Genomic DNA, 17,857 nt, shown 5'->3' with positions numbered 1-17,857 from the left:
CGCCTACGCGCTGCGGACCAGTGCCGATGTGACGCGGCGAACCACCGGCAGTATCGCCAGCAACGTGGGAAATGCGATGGCCCACGACAGGCCCCACGCACCCAGCCAGATACGCGGGAACTGCGGAACCATGCCCACGCCTCGCAACGTGCTGATCATCGAGACGATGCACGTCATGAAGACGGACAGCAGCAGGGGCATCACCACCGCGGCGTAGCGTGCGGGCAACTTGGGGATGCCGAAGAGGAAGCGGTCTTTCGATCGTGTAGCGTTCATGTGGATCTCCTGGAATCCGGTCAGGCAAGGCGCCATCGCTCCCGCGTACGGGAGGCCCAAAGCCCGGCATGGCCGGAAGGGTTGGCGCGTTGGTTGACGTGAACGCTTACGACGGCCGACGGTGTCGGCTGCGCGGCGGATGATACGCAGCCTGCCGCGTCGATCACAAGTCGCATGGTTACAAGCTCAATCCGGCAGCAGCTTGCCCGGATTGAGGATCCCGTCCGGATCGAATGCGGTCTTGATCGCCCGCATCATGCCCAGCGTCGGCGCATCGACCGCCTGCGGCATGAAATCGCGCTTGGCCAGGCCGATGCCGTGCTCGCCAGAAAGCGTGCCGCCCAGCGAGATCGTCAGGGAGAACACGCGGCCCATCGCCTCGTGCGCGCGTGCCGTCTGCGCCGCGTCGTCGGGGTGATAGAGCAGGTTGACGTGCAGGTTGCCGTTGCCGGCGTGACCGAAGCAGACGATGGGCAGATCGAATTCGCGCGACAGCAGTTGCACGCCGTCGACCAGCGCTGGGATGCACGATACCGGCACCACCACGTCCTCGTTGATCTTGCCCGGCGCCAGCGTGCGCAGCGAAGGCGACAACGCCTTGCGTGCTGCCCACAGCCGGTCGCGCGAGGCCTCGTCGGCGGCGTCGTCCAGCGAGACGAGGCCATCGCCGTCGGCCGCACGCATCAGTGCTTCCATGTCGTGCGGCAGTGTCTCGCCATCGCCATCGGCTTCGATCATCAGCAGCGCGCCGGCTTCGGGCGGCAACTCGGCGCCACCGACATCGCGCGCCAGGCGCACCGCGAATCCATCCATGAATTCCAGCATCGACGGCGTGACGGGTTGCGCCATCAGCCGCGCGACGGCCTGTGCCGCGGCACCGACGTCGCGATAGATCGCGCGCAGTGCGCGGCGCTGCCGTGGCGTGGGCGTGAGGCGCAGCGTCGCCTCGACGATCAGCGCCAGCGTGCCCTCGCTGCCCACGAGCAGGCGCTGCAGGTCGTAGCCCGTGGCGCCCTTGGTGGTTGCGGTGCCACAGCGGATCAGTTCGCCGGTGCCGGTCACGGCGGTCAATGCGAGCACGTTGTCGCGCGTGGCGCCGTATTTCACCGCGCGCGGGCCGCCGGCATTGCAGGCCAGGTTGCCGCCGACCGTGCTGTAGCCGGCGCTGGTCGGGTCGGGTGGCCAGAACAGGCCGTGCGGCTTCAGCGCGGCCTGCAGGTCGCCATTGAGCACCCCCGGCTCGACGACGGCGCAGCGGTCGCCCGGGCGGATGTCGAGGATGCGGTTCATCCGTTCGAACGAAACCACGACCCCGCCGGCGACCGGCACGCTGGCACCGGTGGTGTTGGTGCCGCGGCCGCGCGCGACGACCGGCACGCGTGCTGCGCGACATGCGCGTACGAGTTCGACGACCTGTCCCGCAGTCGTCGGCAGTGCGACGGCGTCCGGCAGCGCCTGCCGGCGCGAGTTGTCGAAGGCATAGGACAGGCGTTCGCTGGGATCGGTCCGCCAGCCTTCGCCCAGCGATGCCTGCAGGCGCGAGGCCAGTTCGGCGGGCAGCGTGCTCATGGCGCGGAGGATACTGGCGCCGCGTTGCGGCGCAGTGCGAAGCCGGTGAAGGCGATCGCGGCCGCAGGCAGCCACACCCACAGCATTTCCGAGCGCAGTACTGCCAGACCCCGCGCGCTGAAGAACCCCGTGCCGATCGGCGATACCTGGATCGGCTGCCACGGCGCGAAATGCCGCGCATCCGACCACGGCCACAAAAGGGCGACACCGAGGCCGCCGTTTGTCAGCGCATCCAGCAGCGGATGCGACGCCGTGCAGGCGAACAACCAGAGCGCTGCAAGCCAGGCTGGAGCGCGCAACGTGCGGTGCGCGAGTGCGCCGATCAGGCCGATCACCGATGCGAACAGCAGCGAATGACTAGCACCGCGATGGCCGAGTGCGTCCGCGTACGCGATGCCGAGCTTTAACGCCACGACGTCCGCATCGGGCAGCATCGCGACCAGCACGCCGGCAACCAGCAGGCGCGGGCCGATCCGACGCGAACCCAACGCGATGCAGGCGGCCAACGGCACTACGGCATGGGTGAAGACGGTGGGCATCAGACGTCGTCGGCGCGGAACGCATCGCGCAGCCAGGTCAGCCGCGGTGCATCCGGATCGCCATCAGCTTCCACTACATCGAAGCGGCACGGCATCTGCGCATGGCGTGGATGCGCGGCCAGGAAGGCCTGCGCCGCGTGCACCAGCTTGCGCCGCTTGTGCACGTCCACCGACATCGCACCGCCGCCGAAACGCGAGTCGCGGCGATACCGCACCTCGACGAACACCAGCGTGGCGCCACGCTCGTCCAGCATCACCAGATCGATTTCGCCAAAACGGTAGTTGGCATTGGCCGCGACGTCGCGCAGCCCGGCCCTGCGCAGATAGGCGCGCGCGGCAGCCTCCACCGCCGCGCCGCGCGAGCGCCGGTCAGCGACGGGTGGCATCCGGCAGCGGCATCGGCACGCCCGCGCTGAAGGTCGACCACGTCGGCGTGCGCAGCAGGTTGCCGAAGCCATCCAGGCGCAGGGTGCCGGTGGCACCATCGATGCGACCGTCCGCGGTGGTGGCCAGGTGCTGCAGGTAGGCGGTGATCTGCCACGCATCGAAGCCGAAGGCGAACAGGCGCGCGGCCGGTCCCTTCGCGCTGTTGAGCTGCGCCCCGACGGTCGCTGCAGGCGGCAGGCCGCGCACGCCGCGCGTCGTCCAGGCTTCACTCGGGAACGCGATGCCGTCGAGGATGCGGTCTTCCTCCGGCTTGCCGGTGCCCGACAGTAGTTGCGAGGTCGCCACGCGCGGCTTGCCTGCCAGGCCGGCCAGCGCCAGCTTGGGCATCAGCAGGCGCGCACTGCTGCCCTTCACGGCGAGGAACACGGCGTCGACGCCGCCTTCCTTCTGCGCGAACGGCGCGAAATCCGAGACGCCTTCGCCGGCGACGTCGGTGACCTGTGCGCCACGCGCCACCAGACGGTCACGCAGGCTGGCGACCGCACGCTGCTGCGTGTCGTCCATCGCGGCGATCACCAGCACGCGACGCGCGCCCAGCCCCAGCAGGTGCTCGGCCGCAGCGGCGCCTTCGTCTTCTGGCGACAGCGAGAAGCTCGCATTGCCCGCCAGCGGCAGGCCTTCGCCACGGTTGAGTGTCAGCACCGGTACCGGAAGCTGGGCCTTGGCGAACAGTGCGTTCACCTCGTCGCGGCCGAGCGGGCCGACGACGAAATCGTTGCCCTCGGCGGCCGCACGGTCGTAGGCCGACAATGCGCCCGCAGGCGAGCCGGCGGTGTCGTAGAAGTTCACCTCGGGACGCAGGCGCGTCTCGTTGTAGTAGCCCGCGAGGAAGCCGTCGCGCACCGGCGTGGCGGCAACCGCGAGATTGCCCGACATCGGCAGCAGCACTGCGACCTTCGCGGGCGGGCGGTAACCGTCGCGATCGGCCGCGGGGCGGCCAGGGAAGTCGAACTTCCATGCACTGCGGTCAAACGGGCGCGGCAACGGCAGGCCGCGCAGCAGCAGGCCCTGGCCGACGTAGTTGTAGAGCGGATCGCCCGGCGCCAGCGCAGCGGCTTCGCGCGAGAGCGTGGCGTTGTCCAGCGTGGCGAGCAGGCGTTCGATCTCGCGCTCGTTGGCGTGACGCGCGCTACCGGTGAGGGCAGCGCCGTTGCGCGCCAGTTCGCCAGCCTGCGCGATCACTGGATTGCGGCTGAGTTCCGAGGCGCCCGTGCGCGTGGTCGTGGTGGTGGCGCATCCGCCCAGGAGGGCGGCGCCTATGGCCACCGCGAACATCAAGTTCATCACCCGGTTCATCGCACGTCCGTTGGAAGCTTGGCTCATCGGCATCAGGGCCGCGGCGCGGCGTTATGGAGGACCGGTTAGGATTCTAACCGGCCCCACCGTACTCGCCATGATGCCTACGTCCCAACCGGGCGCACCCGCCGCTGCCGGCACCCTGCACGTCGTCGCCACGCCGATCGGCAACCTCGGCGACCTGTCCGCGCGCGCGCTGGAGACACTGAAGACGGTCGATGCGATCTGCGCCGAAGACACGCGGCATACACGGCAATTGCTCTCGCACTTCGGGCTGGAGCGCCCGCTGATCGCACTGCACCAGCACAACGAGGACGCGCAGGCGGCGCAACTCGTGCAGCGGCTCCTGGGCGGCGAATCGCTCGCGCTGGTGTCGGACGCCGGGACGCCGCTGGTAAGCGATCCGGGTTTCCGTCTCGTGCGCGCCGCGCGCGCCGCGGGCCTGCGCGTGTCACCGGTGCCGGGCGCGTGCGCAGCGATCGGCGCGCTGAGCGTGGCCGGCATGCCGAGCGACCGGTTCGTGTTCGAAGGTTTCCTGCCGGCCAAGGCGTCCGCGCGCCGCGAGCGCCTGGCGCGGCTGGCCGCCGAACCGCGCACATTGATCTTCTACGAGTCGGCGCATCGGATCGAGGAATCGCTGGACGACCTGGTCGCCGTGTTCGGCGCGCAGCGTCCCGCAGTGATCGCGCGCGAACTGACCAAGCTGTTCGAGACCGTCCTGGACGGAACGCTCGAGGATCTGCGTGCGCGCGTCGCCGCCGATCCCAACCAGCGCAAGGGCGAGTTCGTGCTGATCGTCGAAGGCGCCGGCGAGGACGCCGACGCCCGCATCGCCGAAGGCCAGCGCCTGTACGCCAAGCTGACCGAATACCTCAAGCCCTCGCAGGCGGCGAAGCTCGCGGCCGAACTGAGCGGCGCGCCGCGCAAGGCGCTGTACAACTCGGCGGAGTAGTCCTCGGCAGGGTTGCGGCCTCCCGTCAGGCGTCATCCCTGCGAAAGCGGGGATCCATCGTTAAGCGCTACGAGCCCGGTCGAAGCTGATGTGGTTACAGATGGATTCCCGCCTTCGCGGGAATGACGAGCAAAAGGTGGGCGCCGTACCGGAGGGACGAGCCCCCTTTAGTAAAGGGGGCGCCGTGGCAGCGGCGGGGAATTGGAGGCGAACCTGAGCGGGGCCCAAAGTTTGTGCGGCAAACTTTGGGGAATCCGAAGGCGAAAGCCGTAGAATTCGCACCGCGGAGTCGGCCAGGCAGTCGCGTCATCCGAAAGGATGCCGAGGAAAGTCCGGGCTCCACAGGGCACGGTGCCAGGTAACGCCTGGGCGGCGCGAGCCGACGGAAAGTGCAACAGAGAGCAGACCGCCGAACGGCGTCGCAAGACGCGCGTGGTAAGGGTGAAACGGTGCGGTAAGAGCGCACCGCGAGTCCGGCAACGGACCGGCACGGCAAACCCCACCGGGAGCAAGACCAAATAGGGAGGCAATGCCGCGGCCCGCGGTGTCTCCGGGTAGGTTGCTTGAGCGTCGCGGTGACGCGGCGCCTAGAGGAATGACTGTCCACGACAGAACCCGGCTTATCGGCCGGCTCCGCGCTTTTTCATCCGTGCGCCAGCGCGGATGAAAAAGCGCCCCAAAGTTTTGCGCGCAAAACTTCGGGCCCGGGCTCATGCCCCCAATACCCCGCCGCTGCCGCGGCGCCCCCTTTACCAAAGGGGGCTATCGGCTGTGCGTGGCTTGCTGCGGGTGATCTGGTGCCCGCACTGGAGGCAGGGTTTTCTTGGGAGCTTCCTGACGCGCAGCGGTGCATAGCACCTTTCAATCGCTTCCTCCACTCCGATAGCTGGCGCGCATTCATGCGGGGCGCTGCATCGCAGCATGCCGCTGGAGCCGCTGTTTTGACCCAACCGCACTGCGGGCTGAACGATGCCCCAGTCTCAAAAAATGAGACGAAACAAAGGTTAGTGGATAAGTCTTGAACAAACCTGTGAAGTTCTTCGCAAGCCATTGATGTGACAGGTGAATTTGCGTCTCGAAACTTGTTGACAACCCTGTGAGGCGTGCCTAAGGTGGGCATCTGAGGGAAAACCGGGTTTTTTGTGGTTTTCCGTGACCAAGCCGTCCGAGTAGAGGCGGCACCAACCAGGTGCGGAATGTTCCAGGGCGAGACCGCCATCACGATCGACGACAAGGGCCGGCTGGCGGTACCCACCGTCTACCGGGACGTCGTCGCGCGCGATTGCGGCAACCGGCTGGTCATCACCTACAACCCCTTCGAGTCGGGATCGCTCTACCTGTATCCGCAGGCGATCTGGGAGCGGCTGCGCGACCAGGTCAATGCGCTGCCGAAGGCGAAGGCGGTTAACCGCAGCATGCAACTCAAGCTCGTCGGCGCCGCGGCGTTCGTCGAGCTGGACGGCAACGGGCGCATCAGCATTCCGGCCAGCCACCGCGCGGCGGTGGGCATCGAGAAGAAGGCCGTCCTGCTGGGCATGGGCGACAAGTTCGAACTGTGGAGCGAGCAGGCGCATCACGCGCAGATCCGTCAGACGGTGTCCGACGAGGATCTGAGCGACGAGCTGCTCGACCTGCAGCTGTGACGGTGGGTGGCATGGGGCGCGGCGCGCTCTCCGGCCACCTTCCCGTGATGTACGCGCAGGTGCTCGACGGCCTGCGTGTGCACGGGAATGGAACGTACCTGGACGGCACGTTCGGGCGTGGCGGTCACGCGCGTGGCGTGCTGGAACAACTCGGCCCCGGAGGCCGGCTGCTGGTCATGGACAAGGATCCCGAAGCGATCGCCGTCGCCGAACGCGAGTTCGGGTCGGACCCGCGCGTGTCCGTTTTCCGTGGCAGCTTCGCGCAACTCGCGCAGTGGGATGCGACCGCGTCCGGCCTCGATGGCGTGCTGTTCGACCTGGGCGTTTCCTCGCCGCAGCTGGACGTGGCCGAGCGCGGTTTCAGCTTCGGCAAGGACGGTCCGCTGGACATGCGCATGGATCCCGACAGCGGCGAAAGCGCGGCGCAGTGGCTGGCCCACGCGGACGAGCGCGAGATCGCCGACGTGCTATGGACCTACGGCGAGGAGCGCATGAGCCGCCGGATCGCGCGCGCCATCGTTGCCCGGCGCGGCGACCAGCCGCTGCTGCGCACCGCGCAGCTGGCCGACCTGATCGCCTCGGTGGTGCCGCGCGGCGACCAGAAGATCCATCCGGCCACGCGCAGCTTCCAGGCCATCCGCATCTTCATCAACCGCGAACTGGCCGACCTGGAAACCGGGCTGGACGCGGCCCTGGCGCGCCTGAAGCCGGGCGGCCGCCTGGCGGTGATCAGCTTCCATTCGCTGGAAGACCGCATCGTCAAGCAGTTCATCGCGCGTCACAGCAAGGCGCCGCCGGCCAATCGCCGCATGCCGGTGGAAGTCGCGTTCACGCCGACGCTGCTGGCGATCGGTTCGGCGCAGAAGGCGAACGAAGAAGAGACCTCGGCCAATCCGCGTGCCCGCAGCGCCGTGCTGCGCGTGGCGGAAAAGATGGCGATCGGGGATGGGGACACGGACATCGCATCGGAAGGTGCCTCCGCGACGGCGAAGCAGGCGACGCGCCGTGGGCATCGACGGGAAGCGATGGCGCCCGGCGAGTCGGTGTTCGCGCGATTCCGCGTTCCCCATTCCCGAATCGCGGCCAGTGCGGGAGCGCCCGCATGAGCGTGCTGCGCCTGCTGCTGAGCGTGCTGGTGGTGGCCAACGTCGTGTCGGCGTTGGCTGTCGTGCAGGCGCGCCACCAGCATCGGCAGCTGTTCGTGCAGCTGAGCCGCCTGGAGCGCGCGCGCGACGAGCTCAACATCGAATTCGGCCGTCTGCAGCTGGAGCAGGCGACCTGGGCGGAAAGCAACCGCATCGATCAGGTCGCGCGCGACCGCCTCGGCATGAAGTTTCCCGAAGGCGCCGAAACCGTGGTGATCCGTCCATGAGCGGCTCGTCGAAGAATCCCCGCAGCAAGCTTGGCCGCAGCGGTCCGCTCGATGCCGTGCTGGCGCTGCGCGACAGGTTCGGCGAGCGCGACCGCGTCGCCGGCAAGGGCCGATCGCGCGCTTCGTTCAACCTGCGCAACCGCCTGCTGCTGGTGGGCGGCGCGCTGGGGCTGTGCTCGGTGGCGCTGGTCGGTCGCGCGCTGGACCTGCAGGTCATCAGCAACGATTTCTATCGCCAGCAGGGCGATGCGCGCTCGCTGCGCGAGATCCCGATCCCGACCTCGCGCGGCATGATCACCGACCGCAACGGCGAGCCGCTGGCCGTGTCCACGCCGGTCGAGTCGGTGTGGGCCAACCCGCAGGAACTGCTGAAGTATCCCGACCGCATTCCGGTGCTGGCCAAGGCCCTGGGTGTTTCGCCGGATGCGCTGACGCGCAAGCTGAGCCAGCGCGCAGGCAAGGAGTTCGTCTACCTCAAGCGCCGCATCAATCCGGACGAGGCGCGCCGCATCCTAGCCTACAAGGTGCCGGGCGTGTTCTCGCAGCGCGAGTTCCGTCGGTTCTACCCGCAGGGCGAGGCGATGGCGCACGTCCTGGGCTTCACCAACATCGACGACCTGGGCCAGGAGGGCCTGGAACTGGCCTTCGACGAATGGCTGCGCGGCAAGCCGGGCGCCAAGCGCGTGATCCGCGACGGCGCGGGCCGCATCGTCGAGAGCGTCGACCTGGTGAAGCCGGCCGAGCCCGGCCGCGACCTCACGCTGACCATCGACCGCCGCATCCAGTACCTGACGGCGCGCGAGCTGCGCGCCACGCTGGAACGCACCGGCGCGAGCAGCGGCTCGGCGGTGGTGCTCGACATCGCCACCGGCGAAGTGCTGGCGATGGCGAACCTGCCCACCTACAACCCCAATTCGCCCAGCGTCGGCACGCAGGACACGCACCGCAACCGCGCGGTGACCGACGTGATCGAGCCGGGTTCGACGATGAAGCCGCTGACGGTGGCCGCCGCGCTGGAAGCGGGCGTGATCACGCCGAAGACGATCTTCGACACCAATCCGGGCTGGATGCCCAACGGCCGCTATCGCACCACCGACCATCGCAATTACGGAATCCTCGACACCACCGGCGTGATCACCAAGAGTTCCAACGTCGGCGTCTCGAAGATCGTCGCCAAGCTTCCGAACCAGCAGTACTACGAGTTCCTCAAGCGCTTCGGCTATGGCCGCAAGACCAACAGCGGCTTCCCGGGCGAGTCGTCCGGCGTGCTGGCGCCGCCCTCGCGCTGGAGTGGCACGACCAAGCAGACCATGTCGTACGGCTATGGCCTGTCGGCCACGCCGTTGCAGATCGCGCAGGCGTACGCCGCGCTGGGCAACGGCGGCAAGCTGATCACGCCGACGTTCGTCAAGGGCGAGCGCCACGAACCGGTGCAGGTGCTCGATCCGGTCATCGCCGGCCAGGTCATGCGCATGATGCAGACCGTGACGGAGCCGGGTGGCACCGCCACGCAGGCCGCGATCCTGGGCTACCACGTTGCCGGCAAGACCGGCACGGCGCGCAAGTTCAACGAGTCCGGCGGCTATTCGCGCCGCTACATCTCGTTCTTCGCCGGCGTGGTGCCGGTGCAGAACCCGCGCTTCTCGATGGTGGTGGTGGTCAACGATCCGGACCCGGCCAAGGGCTACTTCGGAGGCTACGTCTCGGGGCCGATGTTCAAGAGCGTGATGGAAGGCGCGCTGCGCCTGATGGACGTCGCGCCCGACGACATCGACACCTGGCTGGCCGCGCAGGCCGAGGCCGAGGCCAAGCGCGCCAAGGCCAACGGCGGCAAGCCGACCGGCACCGTGCTGCCGGTCCCGGCCCACGCGACGGCGGTGCCGGTGTCCACCGGCATGGTCGCCGCACCGGGTGGTGCGCGATGAGCCGCCTCATGCCGCTGGTCGAACTGTTGCCGGATGTGGCCGGCATCCCGCCGGAGCTCACCATCCGCGGGCTGGTGCTCGACAGCCGTGCGGTGCGTCCGGGTTATGCCTTCGTCGCGATCGCGGGTTTCGGCGCGCACGGATTGAAGTTCGTCGACCAGGCCCGCGCATCCGGCGCGGCCGCGATCCTGTTCGAACCGCCGGCGCCCGCCGATCTGCCCGCCCCACACGACGCCATCGCGGTGCCGGGCCTGCGTGCGCGCCTGGGCGAGATGGGCGACCGCTTCCACGGGCGCGCGACCGCGGCGATGACCGTGGTTGGCGTGACCGGCACCAACGGCAAGACCTCGACCGTGCAGTTGCTGACGCAGGCTTGGCACCTGCGCGGCATCACCAGCGGCAGCGTGGGCACGCTCGGTGCGGGTCTCTACGGTCAGGTGGTGCCCACAGGGTTCACCACGCCGCTGGTGCTGCAGACGCACGAACTTCTGGCGGGCATGCACGACGAAGGTGCCCAGGCCATCGCGATGGAAGCCAGTTCGCACGCGCTCGACCAGGGTCGCGTTGATGGCGTGCATTTCGACGTCGCGGTGTTCACCAACCTCACGCGCGACCATCTGGATTACCACGGCGACATGGCGACCTACGGCGCGGCCAAGGCGCGCCTGTTCGCGTGGCCGGGGCTGAAGGCGGCCGTGATCAACCTGGACGATGCGTTCGGCCGTGAGCTGATCGCGTCGCTGCGCCCGGAAATCCGCGCGATCGGCGTCAGCTCGCGCGGCGACGCGTCCGCGACGCTGCGCGCGGAGAACCTGCGCTTCGACAACGCCGGCATCGGTTTCGACCTGGTGGTCGGCGAGGAACGTCATCCGGTCGCGTCGCCGCTGCTCGGCCGCTTCAACGTCGACAACCTGCTGGCCGTGGCGGGCGTACTGCTCGCACTGGGCGATGCACCGGCGCAGGTCGCCGCCACGCTGTCGCAACTGCAGCCGATCCATGGGCGCATGAACCGTCTCGGCGGCGACGGCCACGCACCGCTGGTCGTGGTCGACTACGCGCACACGCCGGACGCGCTGGAACAGGCACTGGCTTCGCTGCGCGCGCACGTGACGGAGCGTCTGGTGTGCGTGTTCGGTTGCGGTGGTGACCGCGACCGCGGCAAGCGTCCACAGATGGCGGCCATCGCAGAGCAGCATGCCGATGCGGTCATCGTGACAGACGACAACCCGCGCTTCGAAGACGGCGACGCCATCGTCGCCGACATCATGGCCGGCTTCGCGCATCCGCAGCGCGTGACCGTGCAGCGCGACCGCGCGGCGGCGATTGGCGTCGCCGTGGGTACCGCTTCTGCCAACGACATCGTGCTGGTGGCCGGCAAGGGCCACGAGCCGTACCAGGATATCCAGGGCGTGCAGCATCCGTTCGACGACACCCAGGTGGCGCGCGCCGCACTGCAGGCGAGGACGCCGCACGGGAATGGAAGGGCGCGGCACACGGAGGGACAGGCATGAAGAAGCTCCGCCTGTCCGACATCGCGCGCATGACCCACGGGCGCCTCGTGGGCAATGACCGCACGGTCGATGCTGTCGCCACCGACACCCGCGCATTGCCCCAGGGCGGCGCGGCGCTGTTCGTCGCGCTCAAGGGCGAGCGCTTCGATGGCCACGACCACGTCGCAAAAGCCGCGCAGGCCGGTGTCGCAGCAGCGCTGGTCTCGCGCGAGGTCGACGCGCCGGTGCCGCAGGTCGTCGTCGCCGATACCGAGCGTGCACTGGCCGATTTCGCCGCCGCCGTGCAGCGCGAGCGCGCCGCAAAGGTCGTGGCCATCACCGGCAGCAACGGCAAGACCAGCGTGAAGTCGCTGACGCAGTCGATCCTGCAGCGCGTCGGCAAGACCTACGCCACGCCCGGCAACCGCAACAACGAGATCGGCCTGCCGCTGGCCGTGCTCGATGCGCCGGAAGACACCGAATTCGCCATCTACGAGATGGGCGCGGGCAAGCCCGGCGACATCGCGTACCTCACCGCGATCGCGCGGCCACACGTGTCGGTGGTCAACAACATCGCGCCCGGGCATCTGGAACGCATGGGCAGCCTGCTGGGCGTGGCCGACACCAAGGCCGCGATCTACGACGCGCTGCCGGCCGACGGCGTGGCGGTGATCAACGCCGACGATGCCTTCGCGCCGTACTTCGCCGAGCGCGCACACGGCCATCGCATCGTGCGCTTCGGCCTCGATGCAACCGCCGACATCACCGCGCGGGATATCGCGCCGCTGCCGGAAGGCTCCCGCTTCGTGCTGGTCACGCCGCACGGCGAAGTCGACATCACGCTCGCGTTGCCGGGCCGCCACAACGTGCGCAACGCCATGGCCGCCGCAGCGCTGGCGATGAACGTCGGCGCATCACTGCAGGCCGTTGCCGAAGGATTGAACGCCGCGCAGCCGGTGCCTGGACGCCTGATCACGCATCGCCTGGGCAATGGCGCCGTGCTGATCGACGACAGCTACAACGCCAATCCCGGCTCGCTGGCTGCGGCGATCGACACCCTGGCCGCGGGCGGTGGCGAGGCCTGGCTGGTGCTGGGCGACATGCGCGAACTGGGTGGGGACGCCGAAGCGATGCACGCCGAAGCGGGGCGCCGCGCGAAGAGCGCCGGCATCCGCCGGCTGTTCACGCTGGGCGAACTCAGCGCGGCGGCGGCGCAGGCTTTCGGCGAGGGTGCGTCGCACTTCGCCGATCACGCGTCGCTGGCGGGCGAACTGAACAACGGACTGCGCGAGGGAGTGCGGGTGCTGGTGAAGGGGTCGCGCGGCAGCGCGATGGACAAGATCGTGGCCGCGCTCGTGGGCACACAACAAGGGGACACCCATGCTGCTTGAACTCGCGCGCTGGCTGGAGCAACTGCAGAGCCTGTTCGGCCTGTTCGGCTACCTGACCTTCCGCGGCATCCTCAGCGCACTGACCGCGCTGTTCCTGTCGCTGTGGTGGGGTCCGGCGGTGATCCGCCGCCTTGGTCAGCTCAAGGGCGGCCAGCCGATCCGCAAGGAAGGCCCGCAGTCGCACTTCTCCAAGGCCGGCACGCCGACCATGGGCGGCGCGCTGATCCTGTTCACCGTGATGGCCTCCGTGCTGCTGTGGGGCGACCTGCGCAACAAGTACGTGTGGGTGGTGCTGCTGGTGATGCTGGCCTTCGGCGCGATCGGCTGGTACGACGACTGGATCAAGATCGTCAGGCGCGATCCGAACGGCCTGAAGTCGCGCTGGAAGTACCTGTTGCAGTCCATCTTCGGCCTCGGCGCCGGCCTGTACCTGTGGTACTTCGCCGACGTTCCGGCGGCGACCAACTTCTACGTGCCGTTCTTCAAGTCGATCGCGCTGCCGCTGGCGGGCATCGGCTTCGTCGCCATCGCGTATTTCTGGATCGTCGGTTTCTCCAACGCGGTCAACCTCACCGACGGCCTGGACGGGCTGGCGATCATGCCGACGGTGCTGGTGGCCTGCGCGCTGGGCATCTTCGCGTACGCCTCGGGCCACGCCGAGTTCTCGAAGTACCTGCAGATCCCGGCCGTGCCCGGCGCGGGTGAGCTGGTGATCATCTGCGCGGCCATCGCCGGCGCGGGCCTGGGCTTCCTGTGGTTCAACACCTATCCGGCGATGGTGTTCATGGGCGACATCGGCGCGCTCGCGCTCGGTGCGGTGCTCGGCACCGTCGCGGTGATCGTGCGCCAGGAACTGGTGCTGGTGATCATGGGCGGCATCTTCGTCATCGAGACGCTCTCGGTGATGATCCAGGTCGCGTCGTTCAAGCTCACCGGCAAGCGCGTGTTCCGGATGGCGCCCATCCACCACCACTTCGAGCTCAAGGGCTGGCCGGAGCCGCGCGTGATCGTGCGCTTCTGGATCATCTCGGTGGTACTCGTCCTGGTCGGCCTTGCGACGCTGAAGGTGCGCTGATGAGCGAAACCGCGCGCCAGGCGACACGACTCGACGCGATCGGCGGCCACTTCGACCCGTGGCTGCTCGGGATCTCGTGCGCGCTCGCATGCCTGGGCGTGGTGATGGTGGGTTCGGCCTCGATCGGCGTCGCCGACGGGCATGACGTGGGCCCGTTCTACTTCCTCGCCAAGCACGCGATGTTCCTGGTCGTGGGCCTGGTCGCGGCCGGCTGGGTGATGCGCACCGAACTGAAGACCGTCGAGCAGCACAGCCAGTGGCTGCTGCTGGTGTGCTTCGTGCTGCTGATCGCAGTGTTCGTGCCCGGGTTGGGCAAGAGCGTCAACGGCGCGCGGCGCTGGCTGAACCTGGGCTTGTCCAACTTCCAGGCGGTGGAGGCGGTGAAGCTGCTCTACATCGTGTGGCTGGCCAGCTACCTCAAGCGCTACAGCGAGGAAGTCACCGCGACCTGGGGTGCGATGCTCAAGCCGATCGGCGTCGCCGTGGGCCTGGTGGTGCTGCTGCTGTTGCAGCCGGATTTCGGTTCGTCCTCGCTGCTGCTGGCGATCACCGCCGGCATGCTGGTGCTGGGCGGCGTGAACATGCCGCGCATGTTCGGCCCGGTGCTGGTGGGCCTGCCGGTGCTGGCCATCGTCGCCATCGCCGAGCCGTACCGCGTCACGCGCCTCACCTCGTTCCTGGATCCGTGGCAGGACCCGTTCAAGACCGGATACCAGCTGACCAATGCGTTGATGGCGGTCGGTCGCGGCGAATGGCTGGGCGTCGGCCTGGGCGCGTCGGTGCAGAAGCTCTCGTACCTGCCCGAAGCGCATACCGACTTCATCATGGCGGTCATCGCGGAGGAGTTCGGCTTCTTCGGCGTGTGCCTGGTCGTCGCGCTCTACGCGGGCCTTGCCGGCCGCGCGTTCTGGATCGGCCTGAAGTGCGTGGAGATGCGTCGCCACTTCGCCGGCTATTGCGCGTTCGGCATCGCGCTGTGGATGAGCCTGCAGAGTTTCGTTTCCATCGGCGTGAACCTTGGCCTGCTGCCGACCAAGGGCCTGACGCTGCCGATGGTTTCGTACGGTGGCTCCAGCGTGATCATGACTTGTGCGGCGCTCGGCCTGCTGCTGCGCGTCTCGTACGAGCTCGACCGCGCGCAGCGCCAGGTGGCGCGCGTGCGCAACGACAACGCACCGCTGCCGTCGCAGCCCGCAACGGCAGGTTCAACGCCGACACCTTCTTCGCCGACGCCGCTGCCCTCGCGCAAGCCGGCCGCGGTACGTGGCACCAGCCGCCTGCAGCAGCGCGTCGAGCCGACGCTCGGGAGGATCGCGTGATGCATGCCGCGACCGACTCCGATCTGCATCCGGTGATGATTCTGGCCGGCGGAACGGGCGGGCACATCTTCCCGGGGCTGGCCGTTGCGCGTGCGCTGCGTGATCGCGGCGTGCCGGTGCTGTGGCTGGGCGCCGAGGGCGGCATGGAAACGCGCCTGGTCCCGCAGCACGGCATCGCCATCGACACCATCGCGGTGCGCGGCATGCGTGGCAAGGGAGTGGGTGCGCTAATCGCCACGCCGTTCCGGATGATCGGTGCGGTGCGAGCCGCGCTGCAGACGCTGCGCGAACGCCAGCCGCGCGCGGTGATCAGCTTCGGCGGTTACGCGGCAGGCCCCGGCGGCATCGCCGCGCGACTGGCCGGCGTCCCGCTGATCGTGCACGAGCAGAACCGCGCGCCGGGCCTCACCAATCGCGTGCTGGCGCGTTTCGCGCGGCACGTGCTGGCCGGATTCCCCGATACCTTCCCGCAATTGCGCGAGGAAGTGGTGGGCAATCCGGTGCGTGCCGAGATCGCGAACGTGCCGGCTCCGGCGCAGCGCTTCGCCGGCCGCAGCGGCCCGCTGCGCGTGCTGGTCCTGGGCGGCAGCCAGGGCGCGCGCGCGCTCAACACCGCGGTTCCGAAGGCTGTTGCAGGCCTGCGCGGCCGCATCGAATGCGACGTGCGCCATCAGTGCGGCGAGAAGCTGCGCGAGGAGGCCGAGCGTGCCTATGCGGAGGCGGGCGTGCACGCATCGGTCGAACCGTTCATCGCCGACATGGCTGGAGCCTACGCCTGGGCCGACCTGGTGGTGTGCCGCGCCGGTGCGCTGACGCTGGCGGAGTTGTGCGCAGCAGGCGTGGGAAGCGTGCTGGTGCCGTTCCCGCAGGCGGTGGACGACCACCAGACCAAGAACGCGCAGTACCTGGTCGATCGCGGTGCCGCGCAGCTGGTGCCGCAGGGGCAGGGCGGCGATCTCGCCGATCGCCTGTCGGCCACCATCGAAATCCTCGGCGAACGCGGCGCACTGCTGCAGATGGCGCAGGCCGCGCGCGCGATGGCCAAGCCCGACGCGGCAGACCGCGTCGCCCAACTGGTTCTGGAGCAAGTGAAATGAGTACGGCCCTGCGTCGCCGCCTGCAGCACACCGGCGACCTCGCCAAGGCGTTCCCGCGTGTGCACTTCGTCGGCATCGGCGGCGTAGGCATGAGCGGCATCGCCGAAGTGATGTGCACGCTGGGCTACCAGGTGTCGGGCTCGGACAACGCGGACAACGCGGTCACGCGGCGGCTCGGCTCGCTTGGCGTGGACGTGCAGCGCGGTCACGCCGCGGCCAACGTGCTCGGTACCGATTGCGTGGTCGTGTCTAGCGCGATCAAACCCGACAACCCGGAATTGATGGAAGCGCGCGCGCAGCGCATTCCGGTGGTGCCGCGTGCGGAGATGCTGGCCGAGCTGATGCGCTTCAAGCGCGGCATCGCCGTGGCCGGCACGCATGGCAAGACCACCACGACCTCGCTGACGGCCAGCGTGCTGGCCGAGGGCGGCATCGACCCGACCTTCGTGATCGGCGGCCAGTTGCTCGCGGCCGGCGCCAACGCGCGCCTGGGCAAGGGCGACTGGCTGGTCGCGGAAGCCGACGAGAGCGATGGCAGCTTCCTGCGCCTGAATCCCCAGATCGCCATCGTCACCAACATCGATGCCGATCATCTGGAGAACTACGGCGGCGACTTCGCCAAGGTGCAGGCGGCCTTCGAGGAATTCATGCATCGCCTGCCGTTCTACGGCCTGGCCGTGCTGTGCATCGACGATGCGGAAGTCGCGGCACTCGCAAAGAAGACGCCGCGCCATGTGATGACCTACGGTTTCAGCGCCGAGGCCGACGTCCGTGCGGAAGACGTCCAGCAGCATGGTCCGCACATGCAGTTCGTGCTGTGCCTGCCCGACGCGACGCGTACGCCGATCACGCTGGCATTGCCGGGCCGCCACAACGTGCTCAACGCGCTCGCCGCGGCGTCGGTGGCGTGGCAGCTCGGTGTGGCGGCCGATGCGATCGCCCGCGCGCTGCAGAACTTCGCCGGTGTCGGCCGTCGCTTCAACCTGCTGGCCAGCCCGACCACCGCCAAAGGCGCGACCGTGCAACTGGTCGACGACTACGGACACCACCCCAAGGAACTGGAAGCCGTGTTCGCCGCTGCGCGCGGCGGCTGGCCGGACAGGCGACTGGTGGTGGCGTTCCAGCCGCACCGCTACAGCCGCACGCGCGACCTGTTCGACGAGTTCGCCGCGGTGCTGTCCAGCGTGGACGTGCTGGTGCTGACCGAGGTGTATCCCGCGGGCGAAGCGCCGATCGCCGGTGCCGACGCGAAGTCGCTGGCGCGAGCGATCCGCGCGCGCGGCCGCATCGATCCGATCGTGGTGTGCGGCGCGGGCGACCTGTCCGGCGTGCTCCCCGACGTCCTCAACGATGGCGACCTGCTGCTGATGATGGGCGCGGGCGACATCGGCTACGCCGCGCAGCAGATCGCGGCCAACGGTTTCAACGGAGACAGCAGGAAGTGAGCGCGCAGTCCGCAACGCCGC

General features: G+C 68.8%; 16 protein-coding genes and 1 other RNA gene. 12 read left to right on the top strand and 5 right to left on the bottom strand.

The genetic code is table 11. The annotated features are described in order from the left end of the window. Positions 1-3: 3 nt before the first annotated feature. The 5 genes from VFE83_RS08800 to VFE83_RS08780 form a co-directional block, all read right to left on the bottom strand. Entirely contained in the window at positions 4-276 is a 273-nt protein-coding gene (locus tag VFE83_RS08800; protein ID WP_324905145.1) for a DUF2798 domain-containing protein, read from the bottom strand. A gap of 186 nt (positions 277-462) precedes the next feature. After that, the gene (locus VFE83_RS08795; protein WP_324905143.1) at positions 463-1,845 is read right to left on the bottom strand and encodes an FAD-binding oxidoreductase; all 1,383 of its coding nucleotides are present in this window, start codon (positions 1,843-1,845) and stop codon (positions 463-465) included. Further along, positions 1,842-2,384, bottom strand: coding sequence for a metal-dependent hydrolase (locus VFE83_RS08790; RefSeq protein ID WP_324905141.1), 543 nt, complete (start codon positions 2,382-2,384; stop codon positions 1,842-1,844). Before VFE83_RS08790 ends, VFE83_RS08795 begins: the two co-directional genes overlap by 4 nt. Further along, entirely contained in the window at positions 2,384-2,770 is a 387-nt protein-coding gene (locus VFE83_RS08785; protein ID WP_324905139.1) for a YraN family protein, read from the bottom strand. The genes VFE83_RS08790 and VFE83_RS08785 overlap by 1 nt, the downstream gene beginning before the upstream one ends. Next, entirely contained in the window at positions 2,754-4,154 is a 1,401-nt protein-coding gene (locus tag VFE83_RS08780; RefSeq protein ID WP_324905137.1) for a penicillin-binding protein activator, read from the bottom strand. Before VFE83_RS08780 ends, VFE83_RS08785 begins: the two co-directional genes overlap by 17 nt. Positions 4,155-4,227: 73 nt before the next feature. Here VFE83_RS08780 and rsmI point away from each other — a divergent pair, with 73 nt between their 5' ends. The 12 genes from rsmI (at position 4,228) to murC (ending at position 17,836) form a co-directional block, all read left to right on the top strand. Next, positions 4,228-5,079 (top strand): 16S rRNA (cytidine(1402)-2'-O)-methyltransferase, encoded by an 852-nt coding sequence (gene rsmI, locus VFE83_RS08775; protein ID WP_324905218.1) that lies wholly within the window; start codon positions 4,228-4,230, stop codon positions 5,077-5,079. Positions 5,080-5,364: 285 nt separating this feature from the next. Then, positions 5,365-5,718: RNase P RNA component class A (gene rnpB, locus VFE83_RS08770), an RNA gene on the top strand. A gap of 557 nt (positions 5,719-6,275) precedes the next feature. Next, positions 6,276-6,722, top strand: coding sequence for a division/cell wall cluster transcriptional repressor MraZ (mraZ, locus tag VFE83_RS08765; RefSeq protein ID WP_324905135.1), 447 nt, complete (start codon positions 6,276-6,278; stop codon positions 6,720-6,722). 11 nt (positions 6,723-6,733) lie between these two features. After that, positions 6,734-7,828, top strand: coding sequence for a 16S rRNA (cytosine(1402)-N(4))-methyltransferase RsmH (gene rsmH / locus VFE83_RS08760; protein WP_324905134.1), 1,095 nt, complete (start codon positions 6,734-6,736; stop codon positions 7,826-7,828). Between the two features lie 2 nt (positions 7,829-7,830). Continuing rightward, complete coding sequence (gene ftsL, locus VFE83_RS08755; RefSeq protein ID WP_324905216.1) at positions 7,831-8,094, top strand: cell division protein FtsL; 264 nt, start codon at positions 7,831-7,833, stop codon at positions 8,092-8,094. Beyond that, on the top strand, positions 8,091-10,019 hold the full coding sequence (locus VFE83_RS08750; protein ID WP_324905131.1) for a penicillin-binding protein 2: 1,929 nt from the start codon (positions 8,091-8,093) through the stop codon (positions 10,017-10,019). Before ftsL ends, VFE83_RS08750 begins: the two co-directional genes overlap by 4 nt. Further along, the gene (locus tag VFE83_RS08745) at positions 10,016-11,530 is read left to right on the top strand and encodes a UDP-N-acetylmuramoyl-L-alanyl-D-glutamate--2,6-diaminopimelate ligase (protein ID WP_324905129.1); all 1,515 of its coding nucleotides are present in this window, start codon (positions 10,016-10,018) and stop codon (positions 11,528-11,530) included. The genes VFE83_RS08750 and VFE83_RS08745 overlap by 4 nt, the downstream gene beginning before the upstream one ends. Further along, positions 11,527-12,900: a UDP-N-acetylmuramoyl-tripeptide--D-alanyl-D-alanine ligase gene (locus tag VFE83_RS08740; RefSeq protein WP_324905127.1), complete on the top strand. Its 1,374-nt coding sequence runs from the start codon at positions 11,527-11,529 to the stop codon at positions 12,898-12,900. The genes VFE83_RS08745 and VFE83_RS08740 overlap by 4 nt, the downstream gene beginning before the upstream one ends. After that, complete coding sequence (mraY, locus tag VFE83_RS08735; protein WP_324905125.1) at positions 12,890-13,975, top strand: phospho-N-acetylmuramoyl-pentapeptide-transferase; 1,086 nt, start codon at positions 12,890-12,892, stop codon at positions 13,973-13,975. Before VFE83_RS08740 ends, mraY begins: the two co-directional genes overlap by 11 nt. Beyond that, complete coding sequence (gene ftsW, locus VFE83_RS08730) at positions 13,975-15,294, top strand: putative lipid II flippase FtsW (RefSeq protein WP_324905122.1); 1,320 nt, start codon at positions 13,975-13,977, stop codon at positions 15,292-15,294. Before mraY ends, ftsW begins: the two co-directional genes overlap by 1 nt. After that, positions 15,294-16,391, top strand: a complete 1,098-nt coding sequence (gene murG, locus VFE83_RS08725) for an undecaprenyldiphospho-muramoylpentapeptide beta-N-acetylglucosaminyltransferase (RefSeq protein WP_324905120.1) — start codon at positions 15,294-15,296, stop codon at positions 16,389-16,391. The genes ftsW and murG overlap by 1 nt, the downstream gene beginning before the upstream one ends. Further along, the gene (gene murC / locus VFE83_RS08720; protein WP_414674712.1) at positions 16,388-17,836 is read left to right on the top strand and encodes a UDP-N-acetylmuramate--L-alanine ligase; all 1,449 of its coding nucleotides are present in this window, start codon (positions 16,388-16,390) and stop codon (positions 17,834-17,836) included. Before murG ends, murC begins: the two co-directional genes overlap by 4 nt. The last annotated feature ends 21 nt before the right edge of the window (positions 17,837-17,857 follow it).

The organism is Lysobacter sp. (assembly GCF_035655815.1).
Taxonomy (GTDB): Bacteria; Pseudomonadota; Gammaproteobacteria; order Xanthomonadales; family Xanthomonadaceae; genus Lysobacter_J.
This window is presented reverse-complemented; position numbering and strand designations above follow the sequence as displayed.